Below are 19297 nucleotides of genomic sequence, written 5' to 3'. Positions count from 1 at the left end.
CGGTCTCTGGGTTTACGGATGAAACAGATGATAAAGGGCCTGAACTGGCTGTCAACCTTAATGGAACTAAAGGTTAACAGTGAAAAAGCGGCAGGCGTGTGCGTGGCTTGCCTGCACCCCAATGCAATCAATGGCTTATGTGATGCCTGCCAGCATGACCTTCCGGTTAACCATTGGTCGTGTAAGGCCTGCGCACTGCCACTGCCATGGGCCGCCAATAACCACCTGTGCGGGCAGTGCCTGACCGATCCCCCACCGTTTTCCCGTGCTGTTATTCCCTGGCGCTACCAGTTTCCGGTCGACAGCATTATTGGCCGCTACAAGTACAACCGCCAGCGCAAATTCGCCCGCCCCCTGATCGCCGGGCTCGGACAACAACTGGAAACTCAGCTTGCCGCCGGCCACCTGCCCCGCCCCGATCTGTTGATACCCGCGCCTATGCATCCGCAACGCCGACGCAGTCGCGGCTTTAATCAGGCGCAGGAGATTGCAGAGGAACTTGGCAGCAGGCTCGGGGTACCGGTTGCCAGCGGCCTGGTCCGCCGAACACGGAAGGCGCGCAGCCAACGGGAACTGAACCGGGACGAGCGACTGAAAAACCTGCAGGGTCTCTTTCAGCTTCAGGGCAAGGTGCCAATGAAGGTCGCCATCGTGGACGATGTGGTGACCACGGGCGCAACGGCTCGAACACTGGCAGGGTTACTGGCGCAGCACGGCGCCCGGGACATTCAGATATGGGCGCTCGCCAGAACGCCGGGCTAGGTCAGCTTGGCAGCCACCAAGTCTGCGATAGCCAGACACGAGGTCAGGCCCGGGGATTCAATTCCGAACAGATTCACCACGCCACCTACACCGTGCTGCTCCGGACCTTCAATCCTGAAATCCGCAAAGCCACCGTCCGGTCCGGCCAGCTTGGGGCGAATACCGGCATAGGCCGGCTGCAAACGGGTTTCGTCGAGGCTAGGCCACCAGGCCTTGATACCGCGAACGAAAGGCTCCAGACGGGACAGGCTGACACTGTAATCCTCGGTATCAACCCACTCCACATCCGGGCCGAAACGGGCCTGGCCTGCCAAATCCAGGGTCAAATGAATACCCAGGCCTCCGGGTTCCGGTACCGGATAAATCAGGCTGTTGAAGGGCGGCCGCCCGCTATAACTGAAGTACACGCCACGAGCCAACCACTGGCGTGGTTTCTGATCTTCGGGCAAACCTTGCCAACGCCCGGCCAGCCCCGGTGCCCCCAAGCCTGCAGCGTTAACCACGTTTTGCGCCTCAAGGGTACAGGTGCATCCCCCGCCACAGTCAGGCGGTGGCGACCCTGCTCGGAAGCCACCGCTTCCACCGGCGCCCGCAACACTAACTGTCCGCCGGCACGCTCCAGATCACCCAACAGGGACAACATCAGGGCGTGACTGTCGACAATACCCGTCTCCGGCGACCACAGCCCGGACACCGCCGTGAGTTCCGGACAGCGCGCGGCCAGCTCCGCGCCGCTCACAGGTTCCAGACTGACACCGTTCCTGGCCGCTCCTTGCCGAATATCGTCCAGCTTCGCCGCTTGCTGCTCAGACGTTGCAACAATCCACTTACCACATTTGCGATGCCCGACCGCCTGGCGCTCACAATACTCATACAATTGCCGACGACCCTCGACACAGAGCCGCGCCTTCAGGCTGTTCTCCGGATAATAAATACCGGCGTGAATTACCTCGCTGTTGCGGGACGACACGCCTTCGCCGAAATGACTTCCTGATTCGAGCACAATCACCTCGTGCCCTTTTTGAGCCAACGCCCGGGCAACCGCAAGGCCGACCACACCGGCACCAATCACCACCGTTTGCGCTTCGAGACACTCCTGCGACACCTGACACTTCTCCCGGGTTCAGTCCATTATTCGGGCAAGCATAACCGATTGCGCCCTGGTCGCCGAAACGCTCCCCTAAACAGTTGCCGAAATTGGCGCCCGCAGACCAGTCACTGTGCTTACGCAGGAAGCCATACAGGTTATACTGAGGCACAGGACAAAGCGGATGGAGCCCGGCGAATATGTCTGACAGGAAGCAGTTTGTTGTGGTGATGTTGGTGGCTGCTCTTTTTGTAGGGTGGCTGGGTTGGCGCGGGTTCGAGATCATCAGCCTGAACGACCTGCTAAAAAGCGATGACCGGGTCGCCAGTTACCCTTATCAACACCGGGTACTGCGAATCGAAGGCGATACCGCCATCATGAGTTCGCTACACTCCCATACCACCTCGACACAGCGAGCGCTGACTGCGGTGTTTCCAGCTATGCGCAACCTGAATGACAGCCACCGCGACTGGCGCAAAGCCGAGCGTGAACTCGCTAATATCCAGGCCCGGGCAGGTAACGTCATCCTGGGCGCTTCCGGAATCAGCCGGGTGCGCTGGGAACTGGACGAAAACTGGTACCACTTGCAGGCAATGAAATCCAACTACGACACAGGTCTCTGACATTTACCTATGATCCATGACTCCGCAACGGCCACATCAGCCCATCCTTACGATGCGCTGAAACCCGATACCATCCTGGACGCCATGGAAGAGGCCGGATTCGCAGTCAGTGGACGACTGTTTGCCCTTAACAGCTACGAGAACCGGGTTTACCAGGTCGGTCTCGACGAAGGCGCCCCGGTGATCGCCAAGTTCTACCGGCCCGGCCGCTGGACCGAAGCGGCCATCCGGGAAGAGCACGCCATTACCCTGGAATTCCTGGAAGCAGACATTCCAGTCGTCGCACCGCTGGTTATGCCCTCGGGAGACACTCTCGGCCAGCATGGCGAATTCCTGTTTGCGGTGTTTCCTCAGCGAGGCGGCCAGGCACCGGACGTCAGCGTAACGGACACCCTGTACCGACTCGGTCAATGGCTGGGCCAGATGCACAACGTCGGCGCGCGCCAGCCGTTCAAGCACCGCCCTGAAATTTCGCTGATCGACGGCATTGAGCGTCACAACCAGCTGCTGCTCGACGGCGGCTGGATTCCCGATGACCTGCGCCCGGCTTGGGACAGCCTGATTCCCGACCTGATCCGTGCCTGCGGTGCCCGGATCGACGAAGCCGGTCCGGTCGATACACTGCGGCTGCACGGCGACTGCCACGCCGGCAACATCCTGTGTCGGGAAGAACAAATGCTGTTTGTCGACCTTGATGACTGCCGCACCGGGCCTGCCATCCAGGACATGTGGTTATTGCTGAACGGCGAGGATACCGAGCGCGGCGCCCAGCTGGGTGAATTGCTCGAAGGCTATGAGATGTTCCGGGACTTCAATCGCCGTGAGCGCCACTTGATCGAGCCCCTGCGCTGCTACCGCCAGATCAGCCACTGCGCCTGGCTGGCCAAACGCTGGGATGACCCGGCGTTCCCCCGCTTCTTCCCCTGGTTTGGCCAACCCAGATTCTGGTCAGACCAAGTGCTGTCACTCAGGGAACAACTCGCGGCCCTGCAATCGCCGTCGATTTCACTTCCCGGCCAGTACTGAACCTTTCATTTACACCACAGACATGAGGTTGGCATGAGCCAGAACGAGGCCCGTTACACCGTTCGCAGTTTAATCCTCACCGCGGTCGTCGCCGTGATCGCCACGGTGCTGGTGCTGGAGAGTAGCGGCCGGATTGACCATTCCGACAATAAAGACCACGTACCAGTGGGTGATTTCCAGGCCATCAACATCAAACCGGAAGAGCCGTTCCGGATGTCGCCGAAGGCTCGGAACTGCACGCCGTGTGTGAAAACGGTTTCCTGGCCATCGCCGCCGATGTCGATCCGTCGTTCCGGGGCATACTTGTTGACTACAAGAACCGCGGCGTACGGTGCAGCCGGCCAGCGCCCACCGCCGCGCCAGTGCCAGACACCGAAAAGGCTCCTGTTACTCAAGACAACGCCGGTGCCGAGCAGGGCAAGGTGAACGACGATGAGTAAACCAGGCCAGCCACCGAAGCAGGAAACAGACCGGCTGTTTGCCACCGAACGTCGGCCGGAGGATTTCCGGTTCGACGCCTCCGTCGCCCGGGTCTTCCCCGATATGATTCGGCGCTCAGTACCCGGCTACACCACCATCATCCCGATGATCGAGGTGATCACCGAGCAGTACGTTCAGGCGGGCTCCCACTGCTACGACCTGGGCTGCTCGCTGGGCGCCTCGACCCTGGCCATGCGCCACGGCATTCCTCATGCGGACTGCACCCTGGTCGGGGTCGACAACTCCGAGGCGATGATCGAGCGCTGTGAGCATTATATTGCGCTTGATGACAGTGAGTTGCCGGTAACACTAAGGTGCGAGGACATTCTCGAGACCGAGCTCAGCGATGCCTCGGTCACGACGCTCAACTTCACCCTGCAGTTTGTTCCACCGGACCAACGCACCGACCTGCTGACACGGATCGCCCAAGCGACCCGGCCCGGCGGAGTGCTGATTCTGTCCGAGAAGATCGGCTTCGATTCCGACCAGGAACAGGACATCCAGACCCGCCTGCACCATGAATTCAAACGCGCGAACGGCTACTCCGATCTGGAGATCAGCCAGAAACGTTCGGCCATTGAGCAGGTGCTAATTCCTGAGACCCAGGCCGCCCACAAAAAACGGCTACTGGCCGCCGGCTTCGATCGAGTGCTGGTCTGGTACCAGTGCTTTAATTTTGTGTCCATGCTCGCGATCAAGAGCCACTGACACCCATCGACACCATTTCATTCAGAGACCCATGGCGACTTTTGACTGGCAGACACACTTCGGACCCTTATTAACCGAGTTGGCGCAAGACGGCCACGACCGATGGGCCGATCGACTCCGCTCGCAACTTACCCAGCGCTTTGATGACAACCCACACGGCGACCTCGAGCGCTGGCTGGGCGCCTTGAACGGGCTGCCGACTTTGTCGAACGTCGACGCCAGCCTGACCGATTCCGCCATCACCCTGCGCACCGACGATCCTCTGAGCGAGGCGCAGAACCAGCAGCTGGAGTCTGCGCTGCGGGGCCTGATGCCCTGGCGAAAGGGCCCGTTCGACTTCTTCGGCACCTACATCGACACCGAATGGCGTTCAGACTGGAAGTGGGACCGGGTGCAGCCGTATCTGTCAGATCTGGAAGGCCGGAGCATCCTGGACGTAGGCTGTGGATCCGGTTATCACTGCTGGCGCATGCTCGGCGAGGGCGCCCGGAGAGTCATCGGGATAGATCCGGGGCTGCTGTTCATGTTCCAGTTCCTGAGCGTCAAACGCTACCTGGGCGAGGTGCCCGTGGATCTCCTACCGGTCCGCATGGAAGACCTGCCTGAAAACCTGGCTGCGTTCGACACCACCTTTTCCATGGGTGTGCTTTACCATCGCCGATCTCCGCTCGACCATCTGCTGGAACTAAAGGGCACCCTTCGGCGCGGTGGCGAGCTGGTGCTGGAAACCCTCGTGGTGGAAGGGCCCGAGGGCCACAGCCTGATGCCCGCAGACCGCTACGGGCAAATGCGCAACGTCTGGTTCCTGCCCAGTTGCGATACCCTGTTGCGCTGGCTCGACCGAACCGGCTACCGCAATGCCCGCGTGGTGGATGTCACAGACACCACCACCGACGAGCAACGCAGTACCGACTGGATGCGCTTCAACTCGCTACAGGATTTCCTCGACCCGAACGACCCGTCCAAAACCATCGAGGCTATCCCGGTCCACGTCGGGCCACGATTATTGCCGAAAAGCCCTAGACGCGGACAGCCGAGCCCGGATAAAGACAGGCACAAAAAAGCCGCCAGACAGTTTCCTGTGTGGCGGCTTTTTTTATTCTTGCAGATTACTCACCAAACGGATGACGCAAGACGATGGTTTCGATCCGATCTGGACCGGTCGAAATAATATCGATCGGCGCCTCAATCTGCTCCTCGAGGAAGCGGATATAGGCTTTGGCATTCTCGGGCAGTTGCTCAACGCTGGTCAGCCCAACAGTGCTCTCGCTCCAGCCCGGCAGTTCCGCGTAGACCGGCTCGATGTCGGCGTAGGTACCGCAGCCGATCGGCGGACGGGTAATTTCGCCCTTCGGAGTCTTGTAGCCGACACACACCTTCACGGTTTCCATACCGTCCAGAACGTCCAGCTTGGTCAGGCAGATACCCGACACACTGTTGATCTGAATAGCGTGACGCAGGGCGACCGCATCGAACCAGCCACAACGGCGCGAACGGCCGGTGGTGGTGCCAATTTCATTGCCCTTAACAGCCAGGTGATGCCCCATGTCGCAAAACAGCTCGGTCGGGAACGGACCAGAACCAACGCGAGTGGTGTAGGCTTTGGTGATCCCCAGCACATAGTCGAGGAACAACGGGCCAACACCGGAACCGGTAGCGGTGCCGCCGGCCGTAGTGTTTGAGGAGGTTACGTACGGATAGGTACCGAGGTCGATGTCCAGCAGTGAACCCTGGGCGCCTTCGAACAGGATGTGCTCACCACGCTTGCGGAAATCGTGCAGCATGTCGGTAACGTCCGCCGCCATCGGAAGGATTTCCTCACCCATTTCCATGAGCTCGGCCAGGGCCGCATCGATATCCTCGGCCTCTTCCTTGAAGTACTCGGTCAGTACGAAGTTGTGGTAAGACATGATCTCCCGCAACTTGGCCTCAAAATCCTCAGGATTGAACAGGTCACCCAGACGAACACCGCGACGGGACACTTTGTCTTCGTACGCAGGCCCGATACCACGACCAGTGGTGCCGATCTTGTCGTTGCCACGGGCTCGCTCGCGGGCCTGGTCAATACGGACGTGGGTACGCAGGATAATCGGGCAAGCCAGACTGATGCGCAGGCGGTCGCGCACGGCAACGCCATTGGCTTCCAGCTCACGGACTTCTTTCAACAGTGCTTCCGGTGACAGAACCACGCCGTTACCGATCAGGCAATAAACGTGTTGACGCAGAATACCGGATGGAATCAGGTGCAGGGCCGTCTTTTTGCCGTCGATCACCAGTGTATGACCGGCGTTATGGCCACCCTGGAAGCGGACGACGGCCGCAACCTTGTCGGTCAGCAGATCAACGATTTTACCCTTGCCTTCGTCACCCCATTGGGTGCCCAGCACAACAACGTTTTTACCCATGATTCTCTCTCAATACGGCTGCCCCGAGGGACAGGCGTTTCGCAAATTAACCTGTAATAAATTCACCAAGGCCCCGAGGGCCTCAGTCCAGCTTTTCAACGACCCACTGGCCGCCCTGTTTGACCAGTTTCCGGTCGCAGCCTCTGGCGGCCGGGTTTGCATTGGCATCTTCCGGCAGTGCCCGGATCACCGTCTCCGTCAACCGCAGCCCGGAAATCACACTTTCCAGGCTGGGTCCTCGTCAGCGGGCGCCCAAACTGCTCCACTTCGATTCTGAACCCGCTCTCCAAGAGCCACGAGAGCACGGATATCAAGGCTGAATCCGGTTGCCGGACGGGCACGACCAAAATCGCTGCCAATGGCGTCGTAGCGGCCGCCCTTGGCGACGGCATCACCGTGGCCCGGTACGTAGGCGGCAAACACCAGCCCGGTATGATAGTTGTATCCACGCAGTTCGCAGAAATCGAAGCCTACGCTCACTTCGGGGTAATCCCGCGCCAGCATGTCGCAGACCCGGCCCAGCTTATCCAGGGCCGAATCCAGATCATCGGATGCGCCTTTCAGAATTCTACGAGCCTGGTCCAGCGCCTCGGGACCACCACTGACCCGGGCCAGCTCACGCAAGCGAGCACCCGGCGTTCCGGCCGGACAATCGCCCAGAAGCTGGTCCAGCTCGGGGACCGATTTGCGCGCCATGGCGTCAAAGATGGCGGCCTCGGTATCCCGGTTAAAATCAGCCTCGCCAATCAGACTCTGGTAAATGGACACGTGCGCCAGATCCAGGTGGATACGCGGCAGGCCCGACACCCGAAGGGCCTCAAGCATCAGGCTGATCACTTCAAGATCAGCCGACTCAGATTCACTGCCGAACAGCTCGCAGCCGGCCTGAATCGGAGTCCGGCCGGTCAGCATGTGCTTCGGGCGGGTATGCAGGACATGACCCGCGTAGCACAGGCGAGTAATGCCTTCCTGCCCCAGCGTGTGAGCGTCGATACGGGCAGCCTGCGGCGTCATATCCGCGCGTACACCCATCATCCGGCCAGTCAACTGATCGGTCAGCTTGAAAGTCTGGAGTTCCAGATCATGCCCGGTACCGGTAAACAGCGACTCGAGATATTCAATCAGCGGAGGGATTACAAGCTGGTAGCCCCAGCGTTGGCAGGTATCCATTACATCCCGGCGCAGGGATTCGATCCGTCCGGCCAGCGGCGGCAGAATATCCTCTACCCCGTCCGGCAGTAACCAGCGATCAGATACTGTCATGAGATTACGTTGTCCGTCAGACCCGCTCCGACACAAAAGGCCGGTGGGATTACACAGGATTTAGGGCGAATTCCTCGGCAGGAAAAAACCGGGAACAAAACCGCCAGAATTTTACACGGTTGGCCGACACAAAAAAACCGGAATACCGAGGTATTCCGGTTTTTCGAACTCAGGGTGCCCGACTTCAGCGGCCGCCCTGAGGGTCCTTGAGGAACCTCATGAAGTCACTGTCGGAATCAATGACCATGATGTCGTCCTTACTGGAGAAGGTATTCTGGTACGCCTGGAGACTACGATAGAAACTGTAGAACTCAGCATTCGCACCATAGGCATCGGCGTAGATCGCCGCCGCCTGACCATCACCCTCACCTCGGGTTTCTTCTGATTCAGCAAAGGCTTCGGCCAGTGTGACCGTACGCTGACGATCAGCATCGGCACGGATACCTTCAGCCAACTCACGACCGCGAGAGCGGAATTCCTGAGCCAGTTTTTCACGCTCGGTCGCCATCCGACGATAAACGTTTTCACTGACCTGACCCGGGAATTCGATCGCCTTCACCCGTACGTCGAGGACTTCGATACCAAATTCCTTTACCGACGTCTCATTTACCCGGTCACGCAGAGCGTGCATGAGTTCGTCCCGCTGACCAGACACCACTTCGTGCATGGTGCGGATACCGAACTCGTCCCGCAGGCCGTTGTCCACGCGGGACAACAGCAGAGACTGGGCACGGTACTCGTCGCCACCGGTGGCACGGTAGAACTGGTCGACGTTCAGAATCTTCCATGCGATGTAAGAATCCACATCCAGCGGCTTCTTCTCGATGGTCAGATACTGGCGCGACGGCAGATCCATGGTCAGTACCCGGATATCAAACTCCCGGACCTGATCAATCACCGGCACCTTGAAATGGATACCCGCCTGGATGTCCGTTTCAACCAGTTCGCCGAATCGCAGCATTACACCCCGATGGGTTTCCGGAATGATGTAAACACTGGACAGCACCAGCAGGACAACAATGAGGGCGCCTGCAAGACCCACTACACCTTTAGGTCCCATGATTATCTGCTCCTCCGAACATTAGTATCCTGTCTGGTACGCAGTTCCTTGATGACCTGGTCGGTCAGGTCCTGGATATCCATCTGGCTGCTACCGCTTCCTGAGGACTGTCCACCGCTGCGTGGCAGCGAGCCCTGAGTCAGCCGATCCAGCGGCAGGTACATCATGTTGCCACTGCTCTCGGTGTCCACCAGGATCTTGCTGCTATTGGACAGTACGGTTTCAACTGCCTGCAGGTACAAGCGGTCACGAGTTACCGTGGGCGCCTGCTGGTATACCGCCAGAAGCTCGAGGAAGCGTGCGGTTTCACCGCGAGCTCGCTCAATCACTTCCTGCTTGTAGGCGTTGGCTTCTTCGATCATGCGCTGAGCCTGACCACGAGCCTCCGGAACCACCTTGTTACGATAGGTTTCGGCTTCTTCTTTGACACGCTGCTCGTCTTCCCGAGCACGCTGGACCTCACGGAAGGCGTCCTGAACAGCCGGTGGTGGCTGAGTGCTCTCAACGTTGACACGGACAATTTCCAGACCGGTGCCGTATTCACCCAGGAAGCGCTGCAAACGCTGCTCAACCCGTACGGCCAGTTCTGCCCGGCCTTCGGTCAGTACGTCGTCCAGTGAAGAGCTACCCACTTCGTGACGCAGCGCACTGTCGGTCGCAAAGGCAAGCGCCTGGTTCGAATCCCGAACGTTAAGCACATAGGCCTGAGCATCCGCTACCCGATACTGGACCTGCAGATCAACGGTGACCAGGTTTTCGTCCTGGGTCAGCATCTGGCCGCTGGATTCAGCGGTACGGACGTTAGTGACGCGAACTTTGGTAACGTCGTCGATCAACGGAACCTTAAAGCGCAGACCCGGATTCTCGGTACGGTTGTACTCACCGAATCGCAGAACTACGGCACGCTCTTGCTCGTCCACTGTGTAAAAAGACTGGAAGACCACGTAACCGACAACCAAAATGCCGGCCAATGCGATAATGGCGCCAAAGCCACCAGCGCCGCCGCCTGAACTGCCACCGCTTCCGCCGGACTTCTTACCTTTACCGCCCAGCATACGATTCAGTTTATCGAGACCCTTTTTCAGCGCCTCGTCGAGGTCTGGCGGCCCCTGATCATCGCCGCGCCGACCACCGTTACCCCAGGGGTCGTTGTCGTTGCGGTTTCCACCCGGTTCGTTCCAGGCCATAGTGCTCTCCGTTCCTGACTTGTAGAATGGCTGCAAATACTAGGGATTTATCGTCGTCCCGGCAATAGCATACCCGGTTTCAGGCATGACCATCGTCAAGGCGAACCGATTCTTCGTTCATTCCGGCACGGCTCAGTAACTGCAGCCAGTCCCGGTTCTGCAATCGCACCTCAAGCACAGCATCACCGCTCTCTCGATGCGTTTCACTCAATACGGACCCAGCTTCATGCAGCAGCGCCCGTAACTTGCCGTCGGTTGGCCCGAGCAGCACAAAATGATGCACGACGTCTTCGGCCAGACGCTCAACGATGGCATCGTACAAGCCGTCCAGGCCTTCTCCGGTCACCGCGGATACCCACGCCCGCACCGGAACTCCATCCTCGTTCCGCTCAACGCGAGGGATGAAATTTTCAAGCATATCAATCTTGTTGAACACCTGAAGCACCGGAATCTCGTCGGCGCCGATCTCTGCCAGAACCTCTTCCACCTGCTCGATGTTCTCATCGCGCCGGCTGTCGTAACAGTCGATGATGTGCAGCAGCAGAGAGGCTTCCGTGGTTTCTTCCAGCGTGGCCCGAAACGCCTCAACCAGCTTGTGCGGCAAATGGCGGATAAAGCCAACGGTGTCCGCCATCACTACGGCGCCAATGTCCGGCAGCTCCAGCCGGCGCAACGTCGGATCCAGGGTTGCGAACAACTGGTCAGCAGCATATACGCTGGATGTTGTGATTCGGTTGAACAGGGTCGACTTACCGGCGTTGGTATAGCCAACCAGGGAAACCGTCGGAATATCAGCGCGGGTTCGAGCGCGACGGCCCTGATTACGCTGTCGGCGAACCTTTTCCAGCCGCTTGTGGATCGACTTGATCCGCTCGCGCAGCAGGCGGCGGTCAGTTTCCAGCTGGGTCTCACCCGGCCCTCTAAGCCCGATACCACCTTTCTGGCGCTCAAGGTGGGTCCAGCCCCGCACCAGCCGGGTCGACATGTGCTCTAGCTGGGCCAGCTCAACCTGGAGCTTGCCTTCGTGGGTTCGGGCCCGCTGGGCAAAGATATCCAGAATAACGCCGGTACGGTCCAGTACCCGACACTTAAGGTCCCGCTCAATATTGCGCTCCTGACTTGGGCTCAGAGCGTGATTGAAGAGCACGACGTCGGCGCCGTTGGCACTGATGGCGTCACGAATTTCTTCCAGCTTACCCTCACCGACGAATAGGCGGGGGCTGGGCTGTTTACGCGAGCCATTAATCGTGGCAACGGGCTCAACGCCAGCGAGGTAACCAGTTCCCGAAATTCACCGGGATCTTCGGAATCTTCATAGGAGGTGAAATCGATGTGGACGAGAATCGCCCGCTCACCAACATCCGGACGCTCAAACAAGTAGTGTCAACTCCGAAACGGTAGAATGGCTTACTTCAAAAAAACAAACACCCGCGCCCTTCCAAACCCTTGGGTTTTTCAGTAACGCGGGTGATACCTCCGGCAAACCAGGCAAATCAGTCTTCCAACTCACCTTCACCGGCCGGGTTCTGCTGCGGAATGCGAACATTGCGGGCAGGTACCACAGTAGAGATAGCGTGCTTGTAGACCATCTGGCTGACAGTGTTTTTCAGCAGAATCACGAACTGGTCGAATGATTCAATCTGGCCCTGCAGCTTGATGCCGTTAACCAGAAAGATTGAAACCGGGATGCGTTCTTTACGCAAGGCATTAAGGTAAGGGTCTTGTAACGAGTGCCCTTTTGACATGTGTGTTCTCCTGTTTTTAGTAAATGCAGATCGTCAAATTTCAGAGTTAAATGTGGTGCGAAGTATGATTTTTTTCAAGGCAGCCCCAGCGATATCTTTTTCCTCGCTATCAAGCCAGTCCACATCAGACCATTTCCGCAACCAGGTTAACTGTCGTTTCGCCAATTGGCGCGTCGCAGCGACTCCCTTGCTGACAAAGGCATCGTACTCGTCATCACCGGACAAATAGGCCCAGGCCTGACGGTAACCGACACAGCGCATGGAAGGGAGATCAGGGTGTAAATCACCCCGGTTCATCAGCGCACGCACTTCATCGAGGAAACCGGCATCCAGCATGCTCAAAAAGCGCTGCTGGATCCTCTCGTGAAGCGTCCGCCGCTCGGACGGCGCCACGGCAAGCTGAGCTACAGTATACGGAAGGGAACCCCCTTCGTCTGCCTGCCATTGGGTGAAATAGGTGTAATCCTCACTGCATCGCCTTGCTTTTGGGGCGAACTTCCACTCTCTGCCTTCCAGAATGACGAGATCGGCTTCCCGGTCAGCCGGATCACCTCGAGCGCCCGCAATAAACGCTGACGATTATTGGGGTGAATCAGCCCGGCGGCGACAGCATCCTGCGCCTGCAACTCCTGATGCAGCGCCTGCCAGCCCCGCTGCTCGGCCTCCTGCTCCAGTGCACGCCGCAACTCGGGGCTGGCAGCCGGCAGCCCGGACATGCCATGGATCAGTGCCTTGAAGTACATCATGGTGCCGCCGACCAGCAATGGAATCCGGCCCGCCGCGGTAATTCTGGCCATTTCGGCCAGCGCATCGGTCCGGAAATCTGCGGCCGAGTAGGTGTCGGAAGGATCGCAAATATCGATTAGCCGGTGTGGGGCTTGCGCCAGTTCGTCAGCGGAAGGCTTGGCGGTACCAATATCCATGCCCCGGTAGATCATCGCCGAGTCGACACTGATGATGTCGCAGGGCAGGCGCTTGCACAGCTCAATGGCCAGATCGGTCTTACCCGACGCCGTCGGCCCCATCAGGAAAATGGCCGGCGGCTTTTGCGCGGCGTCAGTCGTTGGCACAGTCATGGCCGATCAGCGCCCCCGCAGGAACAACTTGTCCAGCTCCGACAGAGTGACCAGGGTCCAGGTCGGGCGACCATGGTTGCATTGGCCGCTGCGCTCCGTGGCTTCCATGTCTCGCAGGAGTGAGTTCATTTCCGGAATCGTCAGTTGGCGATTGGCCCGCACCGAACCATGGCACGCCATGGTTCCCAGCAGCTCGTGGGTGACTGCTTCAACCCGATCGCTCTGGCCATGCTCGATCAGGTCAGCCAGGACATCCCGAACCAACTGTTCGCTATCGGCCCCACGCAGAAGCGCCGGAACCTGACGGACCGCCAGAGTCTCGGGGCCAATACGCTCGATCTGCAAGCCCAGCTGGCGCAAATCATCGCCATGGGTTTCAGTCAACGCGGCCTCTTTCTGACTCACCGCCATAGACAGTGGCACCAACAGGGGCTGACTCTTGAGATCCTGTTCCGCAAGGGCACGCTTCATGCGCTCGTAGGTGATGCGCTCATGGGCCGCGTGCATGTCCACAACAATCATGCCAGCGCGCCCTTGCGCCAGAATGTAGATGCCGTGCAGCTGGGCTATGGCATAACCCAGTGGCGGCTCTTCATCGCCGTTCATGGGTGGCGTTGGCATCGCCTCCGCCCCGGCACTTGGCGCCGCCGGGGTGCCCGCCTCGACACCACCACCGGCGTTCAGCGAACTGTAAAACGCCATCTGATCGCTGGCATGCCATTCCTGCTGGGGCTGGGAATTCGAGTGCGGGTGCCCCTGAGGTGCCCGGAATACGGATAGCCCTGGCCACCGCCCTGCGGCATGCCCTGCCCTTCGGTAGCCGCTGTGTCAGTGGCTTGTCCCTCAGAAGAGATGCGCATTCTACAGACCTGCTCCGAGCTGTCAACGGCGATTCTGAAAAAAACTTAAAATCGCCGTAAATCGATCACGCAGTGATCACTACCCGCGCAATCTTCTTCTTTCCGGCCTGCACCACACAGTCATCACCCTCTTTAAAGAGGCGATCACCCTCAAATTGCTCGCCATCAACAAAGACCGCACCACGCCCGAGAACATCCCGGGCCGCCGCACCGTTCTTCACCAGACCCGCCAGGCGCAGTACCGAAGCCATCGGAATTTCCGACTGCCCGTCCAGCGACACTTCTACTGTAGGTACGTTATCGGGAATCGCACCAAGCGCCACCCGGTTACCAGCAGACTTGTGCGCAGACTCGGCCGCCTCTTTGTCATGGAAACGGGTAATAATCTCTTCCGCCAGCAACTTCTTATAGTCCTGGGGATTGGCGCCACCTTCTACTGCCTTGCGGAACTCATCGACTTCCGCCAACGGCCGGAAGCTCAGCAGTTCAAAGTAACGCCACAGCAGATCGTCCGGCATGGACAACAGCTTGGTGTACATCTCACCAGGGGAATCATTCACACCCACATAGTTGCCCAACGACTTGGACATCTTCTGGACACCATCCAACCCTTCAAGGATTGGCATAGTGAGAATGGCCTGAGGCGTCTGGCCGTAGGCTTTCTGCAGAATCCGCCCCATCAACAGGTTGAACTTCTGGTCGGTACCACCCAACTCAACGTCAGCTTCCATGGCCACCGAGTCGTAACCCTGTACCAAGGGGTAAAGGAACTCATGGATCGCAATGGACTGCTCGGCACGGTAGCGCTTGGTGAAATCATCACGCTCCAACATCCGCGCCACCGTATATTGGCCCGCCAGCTTGATCATGTCCGCCGCACCCATCTTGCTCATCCATTCGGAGTTGAACATGACTCGGGTCTTGGCCGGATCAAGAATCTTGAACACCTGCTCTTTATAGCTGACGGCGTTCTGGGCAACCTGCTCTTCTGTTAAAGGGGGACGCGTTGCACTTTTACCGGTAGGGTCGCCGATCATCCCGGTGAAATCCCCAATCAGGAACATCACCTCATGACCGAGATCCTGGAATTGCCTTAGCTTGTTAATAAGGACGGTGTGCCCAAGATGCAGATCCGGGGCGGTGGGGTCGAAACCCGCCTTGATTCGAAGCGGGCGACCTTCCTTTAATTTCTCGATCAGCCCTTCTTCCGGAATAAGCTCGTCAACGCCGCGCTTGATTACGGCCAACGCCTCATCAATAGATGCCATGAACAACACGTCCCCAGTTTTTACCTAGATGGATTCTGACAGTTACAGACCTCTACAAAAGAAATCTGTGAGTTACCTGCACTCCTGCTACAGTAGATTTGCCTAGTTTTTGAGCAACTCTGGCTGGGCAGGGCGGCGTATTATAGCAATGCCACCCGAAGAAATCCGGAGGATGGAGCAGTAACCGTAATGTTCCACGCTGTCCCGCATGCATTTTATACGGTAATCTGTTTGTCTATACTTGAACAACAGCTTTAATTAGGTAGTTCAACCTACCGGAATACCGATTAAAACGGGTGCGATACGTGCTGAATATGTTTCCCAAAACACACCTTACCATTGCCGCCGCTGCCACCGTTGTAGTGACTGCTGCCATTTTAATGAGCCCAAGCTCCCCGGTTGAAGCCAAGCGAATGTCCTATGCGCTGGATCTGGAGCAGGGCACGGTGTCTGATAATGGCACCGTGGAAGCGTCTGCGCCCGAAGCGCCGGCCGAGGCAGTGGTTGAAGAACAGGCTCCAGTGGCGGATACCGAGCAACAGGCCAACGAACAACAGGCCAAGGTGACCGAACCGGCCCCTGTCGCAGAGCCCGCGCTCGACTGGCAGACCTACAAGATCAAATCCGGCGACACACTGTCTTCCTTATTCAAGAAAGCCGGCTTTAACGATGGCATCATGCTCTCTGTTATTCACGGCGAAGGCGAAGCTGACAAACTTCAGCGCCTGTACGCTGGCGAGACCATCCGGTTTGCCATCGACGAAGCCGGCGATCTGGCGGCCGTTGAACTGCAACGCAGCCTGCTGGAATCCCTGAAAATCGAAAAAGGGGAAGATGGCTTTGCCGGCCAGACCGTTATGCGGGAACCGGAGGCACGCCCGGCCTTTGCATCCGGCACCATCGATGGCTCCCTTTACCTGTCCGCTCGCGAAGCCGGTCTGAACGACCGCCTGACCATGGAACTGGCTGGCATTTTCGGCTGGGAAATCGACTTCGTTTACGATGTCCGCAAGGGCGATCGATTCGAAGTGGTTTACGAAGAGCTGTATCTCGACGGCAAGAAATTCGACACCGGCCGCATCCTGTCGGCGCGGTTTGTGAACCGTGGCGAAGACAACACCGCCCTGCTCTACACCGACAGCAACGGTGACAGCGACTACTACGCCCCGAACGGCAAGAGCATGCGCAAGGCGTTCCTGAGAACTCCGATCAACGCCCGGGTGTCCTCTGCCTTTAACCTGCAGCGCCGTCACCCGGTACTGGATGTCGTCCGGCCCCATGAAGGCACCGACTACGGCGCGCCAACAGGCACACCGATCAAGGCTGCAGGCGCTGGCCGAGTGCGCTTCTCCGGCTGGAAGGGAGGCTACGGCCGCACCGTTATTCTGCAGCACGGCGACAACATCACTACCCTGTACGCACACATGAGTCGCCTGGGCAAAGGCATCAAGAAAGGCGCGCGGGTGAAACAGGGTGAAACCATCGGCTACGTTGGCTCGTCCGGCATGGTCACGGGTCCGCACCTGCACTATGAATTCCGCCTGAATGGCTCCCCGCGCAACTCCCGCACGGTCAAGCTGCCGGATGCCAAGCCGGTGCCTGCCTCAGAAATGGCGCGGTTCAAGCGCTATACCGAACAGCGGCTGGCGCAGTTCAATGGCTTTCGCGAGAACTTTCAGCAACTTGCTCTAGCATCGGACGAATAACAGGCATGGATGCCTGGATCGGACTCATGTCCGGCACCAGCATGGACGGCATTGACGCCGTGCTGGTGTCGTTCAACGGTCACTCAGTAGAAGTACACGCCTCCCAGACCCTGAATTACCCGGACGATCTTCGACACCGGCTTTTGGCTGTCAGCCAGAACCAGGGCACGCCCGATGAGATTGGCGAACTGGACACCCTGACCGGCGCCCTCTTTGCCGACGCCGCCTGCCAGGTCATTGAAGCCTCCGAGGTATCGCCCACATCCATTCGTGCCATCGGCAGCCACGGCCAGACCATCCGGCACCAGCCGACCGGCTCGGCACCGTTTTCCATCCAGATTGGCAACCCGTCAGTGATCGCAGAGCGGACCGGCATCACCACCGTGGCTGATTTCCGGCGCCGGGATATGGCCGCGGGCGGCCAGGGCGCGCCCCTGGTACCGGCGTTTCACAAGGCATTTTTCAATTCCGGCACCGAGGACCGGTGCATTCTCAACCTGGGCGGCATTGCCAATATCACCTGGATACCCGCGGACGACGGCAATCCAGTGACCGGGTTCGATACCGGCCCTGCCAACGCACTCATGGATGCCTGGTGTCTGAACCAGACCGGCTTGCCTTACGACGCCGACGGCCACTGGGCCGAAGAAGGCACCGTAAATCAGGCCTTGCTGCACGACATGCTGTCAGACGCGTATTTCTCCCGCCCGGCTCCCAAGAGCACCGGCAAGGAACGGTTTAACCTGGAGTGGGTAAAAACCCTGGTTCGCCGACACCCCGATCTGCCGGCTGAAGATGTGCAGCGAACCCTGCTGCAACTCACAGTCACCAGCATCGTTCAGCAGCTGCCGGAAGTTCCGGCCCTACGGGTGTACGCCTGCGGCGGTGGTACCCGGAACCCGGTGCTGATGCGGGAACTGGAACAGGCATTGAGCCCGGCGCCTCTGGCCATTACCAGTGATCTGGGACTTAACCCCCAATGGGTGGAGCCGGTCGCCTTTGCGTGGCTGGCGCAACAGTCACTAGCGGGGCAGCCCGGCAATCTGGCGGAAGTGACTGGCGCGCGGGGCCCAAGAATCCTCGGTGCAATTCATCATGCCTGACATTCTGGCTTTGCTGATGCCAGAAACAAAAAAGGAGAGCCAGTGGCTCTCCTTTTTTAATGCGTGTCTTACCTGCCTGCCGTCGTCAGATCGAGAACGAGCTACCACAACCACAGGTAGAGCTGGCGTTCGGGTTCTGAACACAAACTGTGAGCCCTGGAGTCCTTCCTGGTACTCAATGGTGGCGCCCACCAAGTATTGATAACTCATCGGGTCGACCAGCAGGCTGGCACCATCCCTTTCTACCACGGTGTCCTCTTCGTCCTGACTGTCGTCGAACGAAAACCCATACTGGAAGCCCGAGCAACCACCACCGGTGACAAACACACGAAGCTTGAGATTGGGGTTCTCTTCTTCCTCAATCAGCTCCCGCACCTTGGCAACAGCGCTGTCACTGAAGAACAGCGGGGCGGCCATTTGTTGCTGGACTACACTCAAGTTTGCCTCCGGATTACGTGGTTACGACTCAGGCGATTATGGTATTCCTGAGTAAAACAATCAACTATTCGGACTTTCCACCATCGGCGGTGTCAGTCGCCAATTCTCCAGTCGCGATAGGTTCGGGCTGACTGCCGGATTTGGACCGGCCCTGGTCGTTGGTCAGCAGGCCCGTTGGCTCGCGCTGATGCACCAGGTTACCGTTAACCGAGGCCCCCATCGCCATTTCGATCAGGTTGTAATAGACGTTGCCATTGATCGAGGCTTTTTCCGCCAGCTCAAGATGAGCGGAGGCGTAGACATCACCGTGAACGGTGCCGTTAATGATGACGTGCGGCGCCACGATGTCACCAGAGACCTCACCAATTTCCGAGATCCTCAGGACGGCATCGCTGCCCTCCTCGGCAATGACTTTGCCATGGACGTGGCCATCCACATGCAAACCGCCAGAAAACTGCACGTCGCCATCTACCGGGTGCGGGACGAGATCAGGGTGTCAA

Annotated in this window: 13 protein-coding genes and 7 pseudogenes; 8 read left to right on the top strand and 12 right to left on the bottom strand. The window is 58.6% G+C overall.

What is annotated here, in order from left to right; translation table 11 throughout:
- Positions 1-18 precede the first annotated feature (18 nt).
- Positions 19-762, top strand: coding sequence for a ComF family protein (locus AU14_RS11690; protein WP_236744025.1), 744 nt, complete (start codon positions 19-21; stop codon positions 760-762).
- On the opposite strand, the pseudogene AU14_RS11685 reads toward AU14_RS11690, so the two are convergent.
- Positions 759-1867, bottom strand: a pseudogene (locus AU14_RS11685) (NAD(P)/FAD-dependent oxidoreductase). The gene AU14_RS11690 and the pseudogene AU14_RS11685 sit on opposite strands and share 4 nt — an antisense overlap.
- A gap of 182 nt (positions 1868-2049) precedes the next feature.
- On the opposite strand from AU14_RS11685, the gene AU14_RS11680 reads away from it, so the two are divergent.
- From AU14_RS11680 to cmoB, 5 genes and pseudogenes are all read left to right on the top strand, one after another.
- Complete coding sequence (locus AU14_RS11680; protein ID WP_041341003.1) at positions 2050-2472, top strand: hypothetical protein; 423 nt, start codon at positions 2050-2052, stop codon at positions 2470-2472.
- A 9-nt stretch (positions 2473-2481) separates the two neighbouring features.
- Entirely contained in the window at positions 2482-3498 is a 1017-nt protein-coding gene (locus tag AU14_RS11675) for a serine/threonine protein kinase (RefSeq protein ID WP_041341001.1), read from the top strand.
- Positions 3499-3531: 33 nt separating this feature from the next.
- Entirely contained in the window at positions 3532-3924 is a 393-nt protein-coding gene (locus AU14_RS11670; protein ID WP_236744024.1) for a hypothetical protein, read from the top strand.
- Positions 3925-3930: 6 nt separating this feature from the next.
- Entirely contained in the window at positions 3931-4686 is a 756-nt protein-coding gene (gene cmoA, locus AU14_RS11665; protein WP_041340998.1) for a carboxy-S-adenosyl-L-methionine synthase CmoA, read from the top strand.
- Between the two features lie 31 nt (positions 4687-4717).
- A pseudogene (gene cmoB / locus AU14_RS11660) lies at positions 4718-5709 on the top strand (tRNA 5-methoxyuridine(34)/uridine 5-oxyacetic acid(34) synthase CmoB).
- An 86-nt stretch (positions 5710-5795) separates the two neighbouring features.
- Here the strand turns inward: cmoB and AU14_RS11655 are convergent.
- The 9 genes and pseudogenes from AU14_RS11655 to tyrS form a co-directional block, all read right to left on the bottom strand.
- Positions 5796-7091, bottom strand: coding sequence for an adenylosuccinate synthase (locus AU14_RS11655; protein WP_041340996.1), 1296 nt, complete (start codon positions 7089-7091; stop codon positions 5796-5798).
- Between the two features lie 82 nt (positions 7092-7173).
- Positions 7174-8354 (bottom strand): annotated as a pseudogene (locus tag AU14_RS11650) (ATP phosphoribosyltransferase regulatory subunit).
- Between the two features lie 184 nt (positions 8355-8538).
- Positions 8539-9414 carry a protease modulator HflC gene (gene hflC / locus AU14_RS11645; protein WP_041340993.1) on the bottom strand — a complete coding sequence of 292 codons (876 nt, stop codon included), beginning with the start codon at positions 9412-9414 and terminating at the stop codon, positions 8539-8541.
- A gap of 2 nt (positions 9415-9416) precedes the next feature.
- The gene (hflK, locus tag AU14_RS11640) at positions 9417-10601 is read right to left on the bottom strand and encodes an FtsH protease activity modulator HflK (RefSeq protein ID WP_041340990.1); all 1185 of its coding nucleotides are present in this window, start codon (positions 10599-10601) and stop codon (positions 9417-9419) included.
- 79 nt (positions 10602-10680) lie between these two features.
- Positions 10681-11978 (bottom strand): annotated as a pseudogene (gene hflX / locus AU14_RS11635) (ribosome rescue GTPase HflX).
- Between the two features lie 116 nt (positions 11979-12094).
- Positions 12095-12346 carry an RNA chaperone Hfq gene (gene hfq, locus AU14_RS11630; RefSeq protein ID WP_041340987.1) on the bottom strand — a complete coding sequence of 84 codons (252 nt, stop codon included), beginning with the start codon at positions 12344-12346 and terminating at the stop codon, positions 12095-12097.
- A gap of 33 nt (positions 12347-12379) precedes the next feature.
- Positions 12380-13422: pseudogene (gene miaA, locus AU14_RS11625) on the bottom strand (tRNA (adenosine(37)-N6)-dimethylallyltransferase MiaA).
- 6 nt (positions 13423-13428) lie between these two features.
- A pseudogene (gene mutL, locus AU14_RS11620) lies at positions 13429-14232 on the bottom strand (DNA mismatch repair endonuclease MutL); the annotation flags it as partial.
- A 115-nt stretch (positions 14233-14347) separates the two neighbouring features.
- The gene (gene tyrS, locus AU14_RS11615; protein WP_041343921.1) at positions 14348-15550 is read right to left on the bottom strand and encodes a tyrosine--tRNA ligase; all 1203 of its coding nucleotides are present in this window, start codon (positions 15548-15550) and stop codon (positions 14348-14350) included.
- Positions 15551-15855: 305 nt separating this feature from the next.
- On the opposite strand from tyrS, the gene AU14_RS11610 reads away from it, so the two are divergent.
- Both AU14_RS11610 and AU14_RS11605 read left to right on the top strand, forming a co-directional pair.
- Positions 15856-17256: an OapA family protein gene (locus AU14_RS11610; protein WP_094191204.1), complete on the top strand. Its 1401-nt coding sequence runs from the start codon at positions 15856-15858 to the stop codon at positions 17254-17256.
- Positions 17257-17261: 5 nt separating this feature from the next.
- Entirely contained in the window at positions 17262-18359 is a 1098-nt protein-coding gene (locus AU14_RS11605; protein WP_041340982.1) for an anhydro-N-acetylmuramic acid kinase, read from the top strand.
- Between the two features lie 85 nt (positions 18360-18444).
- Here AU14_RS11605 and erpA read toward each other — a convergent pair.
- Positions 18445-18776, bottom strand: a pseudogene (erpA, locus tag AU14_RS11600) (iron-sulfur cluster insertion protein ErpA).
- Positions 18777-18861: 85 nt separating this feature from the next.
- Positions 18862-19257 carry a bactofilin family protein gene (locus AU14_RS11595; RefSeq protein ID WP_236744023.1) on the bottom strand — a complete coding sequence of 132 codons (396 nt, stop codon included), beginning with the start codon at positions 19255-19257 and terminating at the stop codon, positions 18862-18864.
- Positions 19258-19297: the final 40 nt, after the last annotated feature.

This window comes from Marinobacter similis, assembly GCF_000830985.1.
GTDB lineage: Bacteria > Pseudomonadota > Gammaproteobacteria > Pseudomonadales > Oleiphilaceae > Marinobacter > Marinobacter similis.
This window is presented reverse-complemented; position numbering and strand designations above follow the sequence as displayed.